At 65.6% G+C, this 13531-nt stretch carries 1 protein-coding gene (running past one end of the window); it reads right to left on the reverse strand.

Annotated elements, in window-relative coordinates:
* Nucleotides 1–13531, reverse strand: the end of a protein-coding gene (locus tag BMI89_RS00330) for a proprotein convertase P-domain-containing protein (RefSeq protein WP_143593779.1). Its footprint extends 25196 nt past the window's final position; only the last 13531 of its 38727 coding nucleotides appear in the window; its start codon lies off the right edge, out of view; it ends in the stop codon at nt 1–3.

Genomic DNA, 13531 nt, shown 5'->3' on the forward strand with positions numbered 1-13531 from the left:
TCAGGCTTTCGCATTGCGCGATTGTTTACCCGTATTGCCTGAATTGCCTCGGGTCGGGGTCGTTGTTGCCGGTTCAGGCTCGGTGATCGGGGCCGCACTGGGCGCGGATGTGGTGTCGCTGGTGGCGGCATCCTGCGGACCGGCGTCAGTCGCAGTGTCGGAAGCGGTATCATTCGGGGTGTCCGGCACAGGGTTGGCCGCGGGCGTGGCGTCCTGAGCCGCGAGGGTCGGGTCCATCCAGGTGGCCGCATCGCTATCGTCGGCCAGCCCGAGGATATGCCCGAACTCATGCTTGAGCGCATCGACGAGGTTCAGCCCTTCGCTGCCATCGAGCGACCAGCCATGCCCTGCCCCATCCGCATCGAGCGTGATCGCTCCCTCGGCGGTATAGCCCAGAAGCGTGCCGTCGAGCGAGGCGATGGAAATCTGCACCGCTTCGAGTTTGGCGATCTCTTCCGCGGTCAGCCCCAGCTCCTGCGCGATCTCTTCTAGCGCCTGCGCACGCGCCGCGGCCAGAAGATCTTCATCGAGCACCGCACCGTCTGGCACCTCCGCGACCGAGACCGCATGAAGCGCTTGCGCCGCCTCGATCGTCAGCGACCAGCTTTCCAACGTGCCGGTCTTGCGCTTCGCTCCGTCCACGATCTCCAGCGTCCAGACTCCGCCCGACATCTTGCCCTCGAGTGCCGCCAGATCGCCGACCGGGCGATAGGTCACGCCGTAAGGTGCCGCCGCGCCGGTGATGCTATCGGCGGCCGCATCGTCGAAGCGCGTGTCGATCGCCGTGCCATCAAGCGCCGCGAACAGCTCGATCCGCGTGCCATCGGGCGCGATCAGCGTCACGGTCAGGTCGCTCAGCCGCTCATGGGTCAGGCTCAGCGTCACGTCGAGATCGGCGATCACCACATCCGAGCCGACATAGAGGCTCTGCGTCGTCACGCCCTGATCTGCAATCGCGATGGGACCGGCGGAATTGTAGTCGTAGATCCGCGAGCCAGTGTCGGGCGTGAAATAGGCCGGGTCGTTCGTCGCGAGGCGCACATCGTCGAAGCTCGCCGCATCGAAGGCCATCACACCGACCGCACCATCCGCGACCGGGGCGTAGAAGGCATGGCCCAGCACTTCATGGCCGTTGAGCGCGAGGCTGACCGTGCTGCGGGCGAGCGTGATTTCGAGCTTGTTGGACTGGCTGCCGTCGATGGCGATGTCGTAGCTCGCGGTTTCCACGAACCCGTCGCGCTGCGTGTAATAGCCGATCGAGACGCGGTCATTGGCGGCATCGATCACGGCGTATTTGTAGCGTCCGTCAGTGTAGCTGTCGAAGACGAAGCCCGCGCGACCGTTGGTCTCGATCTGGGCCGCGATCCGCGTGACGGAGGTCTCCGCAATCACCAGATCGGACAGTGCGATGGCGGGCACACCGGCGGGCTGGGCATCCAGCACGCCCGCGTTGATCTGCCAGGCGGTATCGGTGGCGAAGCGATCCGCGATGCCGTCCGAGAAGTCCTCGGTCTCATCGAGGGTGAATTCCGGGGGCAGCACCTGCACCGCGATATTGTCGAGCTTGGTCACCGAGTTCTGCGCGCCGATCCCGACATAGCCGGAGTTCAGCCCGTGGGTGACGCCGTATTGATCGACCCGCGCATCGAAGACATGGGTGAAATATTCTTGCCCGTCGATCACCAGCGTCGCCGTCAGCCCGTTGATCGCGAGCAGCAGGTTATAGGGCGTGTCGGGCTTGGCCTGGACCGGGGTCTGCTCCAGCACGATCCAGCCATCGGCGGTGCGGATGCCCATCTCGAACTTGTCGGTCGAGATGTTCACGCCGGCGAATTTGAAGTCGGTCGGCGACTGGTAGTCGAAGATCAGATAGGCGTTCGACTTCAGCCCCGCCGTGGGTTTGCCGCCGACGATGGTCGCCTTCATCTCGAAATAGCTGGGCAGCGCGTCGCCGATATAGAAGACAGAGACCGCATCGCCGCCGAGCGTTTCCGGGCTCACCGCGAAGGCGCCGCCCTCGACCGTCCAGACCCCGCTATCGGCAGCAAAGCCCTGCGCGTCCTTGCCGCCGCCATTGCCGTTGAAATCGGCCGAGCGCAGCACGTCACGGCGACCGCCCGGAATATTGCCCGGCTGCGGATCGTTCGGCGCTCCGGTCTGATCCTGCCACGCATCGTCCTTCTGCATCACCAGACCTAGCTCGCCCCACGGCTCGCCGTTGCGGTCGGCGTTGTAATCGCCGGTATCGGCCGCGCGGGTCGGATCGGCGCCGTCGGAGGCCGAGAGATCGTAGAGGTATTCCTGGACCTGCGGCGCCAGCGCGCGGGAGATCGTGAAGGCACCGAAGGGTGCGAAGGGCACGATGTAGCTGTTGAACTCGCCCACCCAGTCGATCAGGCGATCGCCGCCGGTATTGCCGATCATGATGTCGCGACCGGCACCGCCATAGACGATGTCCTCATAGCTCGACGACGTGTCGGGCGTATCGTTCGCCCCCGGAGCCGAGCCATCCGCGTCGCGGGTGTGATCGTCGTCGACATCGATCAGATCGTCGCCCCAGCCGCCATAGACATGGTCGCGCCCGGTGCCGCCGACGAGCCAATCATTGCCCAGATCGCCGAAGATCACGTCATTGCCGTCGCTATAGACCGGGCTGCCATCCTGCTCGAGCGTGCCGACCTGCGGCGCACCCGGATCGGCCGGATCGAAGCTCGCGAAGAAGGTCAGACCGTCGGTCGCCTCAGAGAGCGAGACATAGTGGCCAGCGGCGTCGATCACGATCACATCGCGCGGGTTGTATTCGTCATAGGCTGCGAACTCGCCCGCGTAGAAGGCGTTGTAGCCCAGCGCATTGCCCTGCGTGGCCGCGGGATCGGCGGACCAGAACGGCACCGTGTAATCCGAGCGTACCAGCACGCCCGCCACACCCGGCGCCAGCGCGTCGTTCGGATAGGCGAGATACCAGGCCTCGGCCAGCGCCTCTGCACCCGAGACCAGATCGTCGCCCGCGCCGCCATGCAGGAAGTCGTCGCCCAGACCGCCATAGATGATGTCATCGGCATAGGCGGGGTCTTGCAGCGGATCGTCGGTCTGGCCATCGGCGGTCAGGAAGAAGGGCGTGAGGTTCACGGTCTTCTTCAGCGCGCCTTGGACGTTGATATCGGCCTGCTGGATCTTGCCCGGGGTCGAGATCGTCTCCGGGCTGACCGGCGCGACACCGTAGAGCGGCTCGCCATAGCCACGGTCGTTACGCGAGGTCCAGATCCGGCCATCGTCGCCCAGCACGCCATCCTGACCGGTGCCGCCCGAGATCCAGTCATGGCCCCAGCCGCCGATCAGATCGTCGTCCTGACCTTCGCCATAGAGCACGTCATTGCCGCGCATGCCGTAGATCGCGTCGTCGCCGCCCTCGCCGTGGATCTCATCCGCGCCGCCATTGTCGGCCAGCGCATCCGCGCCCCAGACATCCGGGCCGCCGGTGTGATAATCGAGCAGCTCGACCGCGCGCACCACCAACCAGGCGTCGGAATGATCCGCGCCGCCGATGGAAGTGCCCGAGGCCCGCGCCGGATCGAGCGTGTCGTAGTTGAAGCCGAGGAAGCCGATCGCACCCACCAGACGCAGGATGCGGCCATTGTCGCCAAGGATCACATCGGCGTCGCGGGCATGGGCATTGGCGCCGCTCTGGCCGTAGTCGTTGCGGCTCAGCGTCACCGGATCGCCCTGCCCGCCGAAGAGCATATCCGCGCCGTCGGGACGGAAGGTCTCATCGACATTCGCCGTGGCCAGCAGATTGAGGCTGAAGCCCTCGCCGGTCGCGCGCGCATCATGGATGTAGAGATCCGAGGAGCCGCCGATGATGTCGTCCTGACCGAGCCCGCCGAAGACGATGTCGTTGCCGCCATTGGCCTCGATGTAATCGTCGCCGTCGCGCGCCGCGTCGATGCTGCGGGTCGGGTTCACGCTGAGCGTGCCGTCGGCGAGGCGCGTGGCGTAGCCGTTATCGGTCGCGTCATAGGCGGTGGCGAGCGCAAGGCCGCGGAACGTGGCCGAGCCGTCGCCCTGGATCACATCGTCGCCAAGCTGGCCGAAGATCACATCGTCATCCGCGCCGCCTGCGAGGTAATCCGCACCGTAGAGGTCGGTCCGGTTGGCCTCGGTCGCGTCGGTGTGGTCGAAGAGGGCGATCAGCCGCTCTTCCACCCCGGTCGGGTTGACCTGCGCCGTCGTCCCTGCGTTCGAGCCGGTGCCGTCATCGGCAGCGTCATAGATGGTCAGCGTGCCATCGGCGAGCATCCGGAAACGCAGGCTCTCGGCCGCGTCGGTGCGGATCACGATGCCATTGTCGCCAAGGATCACGTCATTGTCGGTCGCGTTCGGGTCGAGCGCCTGCGCGTCCAGATCGAACCAGGCGCTGATCACCGGGCGATCCTCGAACAGCACCGCACCGTTGCCGTCGATACGGTCCGCACCATCATCGCCGCCCGGACGGTTGTGACCGCCGATCAGGTCGTCGTCGCCGTTGCCGCCATAGATCACATCGGCGCCCTGCTGGCCCAGCACGATATCCGCGCCATCCTCGGCGAAGATCATGTCGCGCCCGCCGCCGTCCAGCTCGCTGCGCAGGATCGAGTAGAAGTCGAACTGCGTCGTCAGCTCGGTCAGGTTCAGCGGCAGCAGGTCGGCATCCACGCCACCACCCGGCTGCGCGACGATCCGACCGTGATCGCCGAAGACCAGATCGTTGCCCGCACCCGCGAAGATCGTGTCATCCGCCGTGCCGCCGATGATGAAGTCGCGGCCTGCGCCGGTGGCGATCAGATCGTTGCCGCCGATCATCGCACCGGTCGCCGCATAGCGGTCCTCGGTGGTCGCGATCTCGTCGATATCGGTTGCGTCATTGTCGAGGCCGACCCAGTCGATGAAGCCGGTATCGCCGATCACGATATTGCCCGCGTCATGCAACGTGGTCGCCGTGTCGGTCGCGGCATAGACCTCGTCGATCTTCACATTGATCGCATCTCCGACAGCCCCGCCCAGCACGATATCATAGCCAATGCCCGCAAGGATCACGTCATCGCCGCCAACCTCGGGCGCGGTCGTCTCGATCAGGCCCAGCGTGATCGCTTGGGTGCCGAAGCGCGGCGCGTTGTCCGTCGCGGCCACGATCCGGCCGTTGTCGCCCAGCACGATGTTGTCGCCCTGGCTCGCGTTCACGTAATCGCCCGAGATGACGGTCTCGCCGTCGCCCCAATCGACGCTCAGGGCACCGCCGTCGACACCCGCGATGACGATGTCGTCGCCGCCGCCGGTCACGATCCAGTCGGCCCCGCCGATCGCCTCGGCGGTCGAGGCGATCTCGTCGATGTCGGACGCATCGCCATCGGCTTTGACCCAGTCGATATAGCCGTTGTCGCCAAGGACGATATTGCCCGCGTCGCGCAGGGTCGTATCGCCGACGGCCACGTCATAGACCTCGCCCTCGGCCACGCGGATCACGTCACCTGCCGTGCCGCCCAGCACGATGTCGAAGCCGATGCCCGCAAGGATCACGTCATCGCCGCCGATCGCGGGCGTGGTGGTCTCGATCCGGCCCAGCGTAATCGGCTGCGTGCCAAAGCGCGGCGCGTCATCCGTCGCGGCCACGATCCGGCCGTTGTCGCCCAGCACGATATTGTCGCCCTGGCCCGCGTCGACATAGTCACCCGCGATCTGCTGCCCTTCGGCGAGGATCGTCGCTGCGATGGTTTCGCGGTCGCGCGAGCGGGTGCCGTCGATCAGCGCGTCGAGGATCGTCTCGCCATCTTCACCGGCGAGCACGATATCGTCGCCTAGACCCGTCACGATCCGGTCGGAGCCGCCATAGGTCTCGGCGGTGGTGGCGATCTCGTCGATATCGGTGCGGTCGCCGTCAGCCGAGACGTAGTCGATGAAGCCGCTGTCGCCGATTACGATATCCATGCCGCTATCGGTCGCGCCGTCGGTGGTGATCGTGTCGCCGTTGACGCCGCCCAGCACGATATCGTCGCCGCCAAGCGTGGTGATCGTGTCCGCACCGCCGATGGTGGGGTCGATCGTGTAGATCAGCGTCGGCGCGACATCGGTGCCGTCATTGACGTGATCCGGGCCGCCCGAGCCGAGCTTGAGCGCATAGCCCGTGCCATCCGCGGTGAGGTAGTCGATCCGGCCGCGATCACCGAAGACGATGTCATTCGCCAGACCGGACGTGATGCGGTCATCGCCCTGCCCGCCGAAGATGATCAGCGGCAGCGTGCTGAGGGCGGCATCGACGATATCGTCATCGGCGAATTCCAGATAGTCGCGGGCATAGCCCCAATCGGGCGCGTAATTGGCGTCGTGCGGGCCTTGGGTGTTGAGCACGAAGGCCCCGTCCTCGCCCGCCTGCAGATCGACAGTCACATCGTCATTGCCGAGGCCAGTGTTCAGAACCGTCAGCTCGCGGCTGCCTTCGATATCGCGTGCGTGGGTGCCGTCGATGGCGATCGCATCCGCGCCGAAGCCGGTCCAGTAGGTGATGCCGCCGAGGAAGTTGCCCGCCGCATCCGCGCCATAGGTGATCGGCGCGGGCGCGATGCCGACGACGAAGATCTCGTTGACGCTCGACAGCTCGGTATCGTCGCCCCAGGCGGTGGCCGCGGCCAGCGCGGCATCGCGGTCATCGGTGATCTCAGCGCGCAGATCGGTGGTGCCGTCGCCCTGCACCGTCGCCTCATCCGAGATCATCAGCTTGTGACGGCCGGTGCCCGCTTCGATGTTGAGCATGCCTTTGATGTTCAGCAGATGGCCGGTCAGGAAGGTCGTGTCGGTGTCGAGCCCGAAGCCCGCCTCGGAGGAGACATAGATCCGCTCGTCGCCTGCACCGAGGTTCAGGGTGGTATGGGCCGTGGTGCCGCGCACGTTGATCACATCGTCGCCGGCGCCCATCCCGATCTCGAGATATTCGACACCGTAGTAATCGACACCGTCCATCCGGGTCTCGAGCTTGGCCAGATCGGTCTGGATGCCCAGCGGGCCGAGCAGATAGTCGAGCGCCGGATCGCCGCCATTGACCGTGACCGAGATTCGCTCGCCCGAGCGCGAGGTGATCACGAGCACCGTGCCCTCGACATGGGCGATGATATTCGGACCCTGCGCATCCATGATCTGGGCTGCCAGCGCCGCCGCCACATCCGCCGCCGTGTCGCCTGCCAGCGCGGTATAGGCGAAGCTCGACAGTGCGAAGTCACCCGGGAAGGCATCGTCGAAGAGCGGCGTCGCCAGATCGGTCAGATCGATGGTGAAGGTGTCGCCCGCGCTCGGCCCGGCGATATCGATGCGCGCCTCCAGCACATCGCCCGTCAGACCGCGCGTATCGACAGCCTCGACCGTGGTCTGGGCCAGCGCGCCCTGGAAGGTCAGGTAGATCGTGTCGCCGAAGCGGTCGACCGCGAAGTTCTTGGTGTAGGGCAGGAACGGACGGCTGTTATTCGGGTTCAGGATCGGCTCGAGGATCGCGGCGATCTCTTCGGCCGTCGCGTCATAGGCGATCGGGTCGGAGATGCGCAGATCCATGTTGCCCAGCACATCCGGCACCATGAAGGCCAGCGTGAAGGTGCCGCCCTCGGCCGCGATGGTGATCGCCTGCATCTGGTTCAGGCCCGGATCGGTGGTGCCCTTGATGACTTCGGTCACCTCGATATTGGCGGTGGTGTTCGCGTCGCTGGTGATGCCGCTCGCATCGACGATCAGGTCGGGCAGATCGACGCCACCGGTCGGGCCGGCGAAAATGACGGTGTAGATATAGCCGCTATCGGTGGCCTCGACGCTCACCTCGGCATCGGTGCCGTAATCGGCAAAGACCGTGTCGATCGCCGCTTTCATCGCTGCGGCATCCGCGTCGAAGGCCACCGTGACCGGCGTGCCATCCGGCAGAGCCAGCGTGAAGCTGCCGCCGGTGCCGCGGGTCTCGATCTGGATACGCTCCGCCACCGAGGGCATATCGAGCCCGGCCACGCGCGCGCCATCCAGCACGAGGACATTGTCGTTCAGATCGGCACTGTCATCGAGGAACAGACGGTCGTTCTCGCCCGCGCCCATGTCGACGATCAGCAGGCCGGTGATCTGGTCGACCACGCCCTGATCGGAGCCGACATAGACCTGATCGTCGCCGTTGCCGGTGCGGATGATCGTGTGACCGGCAGTGGTCTTCACATAGATCACGTCATTGCCGTCGGCGCTGTCGATGATGGTCTTGCCGCGATGGGTGCTCTCGACCGTGAAGGTATCCACATTGCGGCCCAGACGGATGTCGACCACTTCGAGGCCGGTATAGCTGACGCCGCCCACGATCAGTTCGCCGCCGATATAGGTGTCGCCGCCCATGCCCAGACCCGAGAGATGGTTCTCGGTCAGCACGCCGCTGTCGATGGCCGGGCTCTCGTTGTTGAAGACGGTGAGCGTGTCGATCTGCTCGGCCTCGTCCACGCGCAGGTTCGGATTGACCGGCGCATAGGTGATGAGCGCGCCCGGATCGGTGTCGAACCCTTCGGGCGGCGTGCTTTCCAGAACCATCTGGCTGCCCGAGACGACCGGCGCATAGACCGAGGAAATCCGCGCCGCCAACCCTTGGGTGACCGAGCCGAAGCTGCCATCGGCAGTGACCGAAGCCGGGGTGGCCGCACCGTTGATCGTCAGCGCCCAGCTCGCGCCGCTCACCGGCGGCTGGATCAGGTGGAACGCAGCCGCGGTCCAGTGGATATTCGCGTCGTTGTAGAGGCTCTGCACCGGCGCGCCGCCGATGGTCGAGGTCAGGCCCGCATAGGTGGTCACCGCGATATCGAAGGCGGCTGCATCGGCGCGCTTCACATGCAGGCGGGTCTCGCCCAGCAGGTTCACGGTCGCCACCGCTTCATATTCGGCCGAGGCGTCGATCAGCGCGGCCAGTTCGCGCAGCACGATCGAGCGGTAGGCGTGCTCGGTATCCGGCGTGTAGCTGAAGTCGGTGCCGTCGAGCGTCACGGTCACGGTTTCGAAGGCGGTCACGTCGCCCGCCAGATCGACCGAAGCCGTCAGCCAGTCGATCAGCGACAGGTCGCTCTGATCGGGGGTGCCGAAGAACCAGACATAGCCCGCCTCGACCGCATCCTGCGCACCGACCATCAGCGTGAGCGTCATGCCCGCATCGTTGACGAGCGAGAGGATATCTTCCGAGACGCTCGCGACATCGACACGGCCGCTCAGCGTGCCATCGGGATCGATGGTCGCGATGTCGTAGATCGTGGCGGTGTCGTTGATGCGCGGATCGAAGCCCGGACGCTCGCCGTAATCGCCGTTCACATGGGTCAGCTCTTCGGGATCGATGGTGATCACCGTGCCACCATCGGTCACCGTCCCGGTCACGCCATCAGCGAGCGGAATGTTCGTCTCGCCCGGCAGCAGCACCGGCACGCGCAGCGACACGTCGGTATCGCTCTCGCCACCGATGATCGAAACCGGGCCGCGGATCGAATTCACGCGGTCGTTGAAGGCGCCGAAGACCTGCGCGTCGCCGCCATCCACGATCGCATCGTCGATCGCGATCACGGTGATCTGCTGCGGGGTCATCCAGTTGGTGTTATCGAACTCGACGAACTGACGCGCCGCGATCTCGCCGGCCTTCTGGCCGCTGACCGAGGCCGAGGCCGCGTAATCCGCCGCCGGATCGGCCAGCTCGCGGATCGAGATCACGCGACCATCGACGATCACCTCATAGGCGCGCGGATCGCCATTCGCGGTGGCCGCATCATTCGCGAGATTGATCTGGGCACCCAGCGCGGCAGCGATGTTCGACAGCGACTGCCCGGCGCTAACGGTATGCCAGAAGCTCTGGCCGTCGAAGTTGACCGTCCAGACCTCGCCCGCCGCAGGCACGCCCATCATCTCGAATTCGAGGACATTGGCGAAGTTGAAGTCCTGCACGGTGCGGGTGTCGATGCTGCCCTGGCTGTCGCCCGCGATGCCAACCTCGACGAAGAAGCGGGTGAAGCTCGCGCTGGCATCGACCGAGATTTCAATCGCACCATCGGCGGTCAGCGTGGCGTTGTAGCCGGAGGCGCCGTTGATCGCGGCGATCAGGCCCGCGGCAACCGCATCAAGATCGTCGCCCGCCTGAACCGTGTAGCTGACCGTCTGGGCACCCGCGCGGAGGTCCACATCGTTGAACAGGGTGACCTGCCAGGTCTCACCTTCGACCGCCTCCCCTGCCAGCGACAGGGCTGCAAGCGGGGCTGCGACCTGAACCTGCACAAGTTCGTTCTCGCCGAAGTTCGCATCCGCGTTGAACGCCTCTTGCGAATTGTAGGTGCGGGTCGGCAGCGGGGTCACATCGACGCGGACCGTGTTGTCGCCGCTCAGCGCACCGGTCAGCACGACCGAGAAGCTGTCCACGACCTGCACATCACCCGGCGCACGCTCGGCCAGATCGGTCGAGCCGCCCGTCTGGATGATCTCCACCGTCGGCGCGTCGTCATCGAGCACGGTGACGTCGAGCGGCGCGGGCGCGAGATTGTCGCCGTTGCTGCCCACGACATAGCTGTAGGGCGTGAACTGCTGCGCGAGTTCGGCATTGGTGATGTTGGTGCCGATCTCATAGGCGAGGCTCGTGCCCTCGGGGATGACGATCGGGGTCATCGGCGCCGCGAAGGCGATGCGGGCAAGCTGCCAATGGGTCTGCGACTTCACCGCGTCCGCGCTGACATAGAGGCCCCCGGTCCGGGTGTCCGCCGCGTCGGGGCTCGTCTTGCGCAGCACTTCGATCGAGAAGGCTTCGATGCCGCCCGCGCCCGGGGTGCGGAAGATGAAGATCTCGCCCAGATCGTAGCTCGGCGGCGTCAGGCTCGCATCGCTCGCAATCGCGATCGAGGCGTCTTCGCTATCGAGCGGCAGCAGCGAGAAGGCCGTGGCCGAGGTCAGCGTGATCGCGCCATTGGCATCGACCACGGCCGTGATCCCGAGATTGGCCGCGTTGATCTGCGCTGCGAGCTCGTCGGAAATGCCCGCGATCCCGCCCAGTTCGTCGCCCGATTGCGAGGTGTAGCTGATCAGTTGACCGTCGACGAGGATCGTCCAGGTCTTCGCCCCGGCATTGGAGTAGATCGCGCCTTCGACCGAGGGCAGCAGCGTCGCTTGCAGATAGCCCGCCGAGGCCGAGTAATCGGCGCCCGCGAATTGCGCGACCAGCTTGTTGACGATGTCGCTCATGCTGTCGCCGAACTCGGCGGTCGCCTGAACCTGCAGACCGTCGAGCTTGATGATCCAGGTCGCGCCATCGACCAGCGTGCCATCGGCGGCGAGCGTGCCGTCGGCCAGCGACGCGCCGAGGCGGAAGGCCACGATGTCATAGGCGCGCTTGCTGGTGGTCGCATCAACGCTCAGCTCATCGCTCGCGAACTCGAACGCATCGCCCGAAATCGAGACATAGATGTCGCCGGTCGGCGTGAAGAGGTAGCCGGAGGCGGGATCGTTCGTCTCGATCAGGAGCTTGAAGGAGACGCCCGCAGCAGCCGCGATGCTGCGCATGGCACCCGTGCCCGTCATCGTCGCGGCCTGCTCGGCGTCCGCGTTCACCAGCGTCGCGAAGGCATCAGCGATATCCGCGGCGGTGGCAGTCTGATCGAGGCGCGCATCGACCACGATCGTGCCCTCGGTCACGGTCGAGAGATCCGCCACCACTTCGCCGATCCCGACGCCGACCACATAATCGATGCCGCCCAGCGTGAGCGTGTAGATCTCGGACACGGCCGTATTCGGGCGCAGGATCGTCAGATCGGCCGCGGTATAGAGCACCTCGGCGCTGCGCGGCTGGCTGATATCGCGGTTGATATTCGCCGCGACCCCGCCGGCCACATCCGCATAGGTCGCACCAAGGAAGGCGTCGCGCGTGTCTTCGAAGATCGTGGGCTGGATGCGGGCGTAATGCACACCCTCGTCGGCGCTGTCGTTCACTGCGGTGATCGTCACGAATTTCGCGGTATTCCAGTCGGAGCCGTCGAAGTTCACGACATTCGAGGACAGCGTCACATTGCCATCGACCGCGAAGTTCACCTGCACCGGGCCGGTCGGCGCGCGGCTCAGCATCACGGCGAAGCGGTCATTCGCGGCAAGCGCTGCCGCCTCGGCCACGATGGTGTCGCCCGCAAGATCGATGGCCGAGGAATTGTCGACCGGGAAGATCAGCAGCTCGGCCACTTCATCGTCGATCACATCGACCAGCATGTTCGGCACGGCGAGATTGTCGAAGCCGGTATCGTCGGCGCGGCTGTCGCCCTGGGTCACGGTATGGCGCAGCTGGACGATGCCGCGACCCTCTGCCACCAGATCGTTGATCGCGGTGACGGTCACGTATTGCGGCGTATCCCAGTTGGCCGCCGTGAAGTGCAGCACCGTGCCCGAGGCCGAGCCGTTGACCAGCACGCCCTCGGCGCCCGCGGCCACATCGCCCTCGGAGCCCAGCGTCGGCGAGATCGTGATGTAGACTTCTTCGTCCGGTGCGCGCGACAGCGCAATCGCGTAGCGGGTGACCGACATGGTCGGATCGGCGGTTGCGGCCTCGAAGACGCGCAGCACGCTGGAGCCCGCCTCGCCATCGGCGTTGAAGAAGACCAGATCGGGCGCGTCATTGTCCTTGATCTGCGAGACCGGATCCTGCGCCCAGATCGCCTGATAGCGCGGATCGGTGCTGTCGACCGTGGTCTGGATCAACCCGCTGTGACCGTTGAGACCGTTCGACACGACGGTGATCGCGCCGCCCTCGGTGACGCCGTCGAGATCGGAACCGCCAAGGTTCACGCTATCCGAGCCCAGACCGCCCACGATCTCCAGCAGCACGCCCTCGGAAGTGCTCTCGATGAAGAAGGTGTCGTTGCCCTGCAGCGCGTCGACCACCAGCTTCTCCATGCCGGTGTAGGAGATGAACAGCCCGCCGCCATAGACGCCGTTCTTGGTGATCACGTAGTCGTCGCCCATCTCGGTGCCGATCACGGTCATCGTGTCGAAGCCGTCGCCGCCATCGATACGCACCGGCGCGTTCACCGCGTATTGGATGAAGTCGGCGCCCTGCCCGCCATTGATGTTGGTAAACGGCGCGGCCGGGTCGTTCGGGTCGACGCGAACGAAGGAGCGGACCTGGAACGTGTCGTCATCGGCCTCGCCATAGAGGAACAGCTCGGCCTTGTTGGAATAGACGGTGAAGCTGTCCTCGCCGTCGCCGCCACGGATCGTGGTGTCGAAGCTGACGCCGTTCGACAGGAAGCCGACCGTGACCTGCGTGGTCTCGTAATAGTCGATGCCGCTCAGGCCGTTATAGGGGTTCTGCTCGTCGCGGAAGGAGGCGAAGAGCTGGCCGATCTGGAACGTGTCGTCGCCCGCATCGCCGAAGGCCTGAACGCCCGCGAGCGTGTCGTCGAAGACGAAGAGGTCATTGCCCGCGCGGCCGAAGACCCGCAGATCGGCGTCGATGGCGGAGTTGTATTCCACCCGCTCGACCACGGTATTG

The organism is Thioclava sp. F36-7, from assembly GCF_002020075.1.
Taxonomy (GTDB): Bacteria; Pseudomonadota; Alphaproteobacteria; order Rhodobacterales; family Rhodobacteraceae; genus Thioclava; species Thioclava sediminum.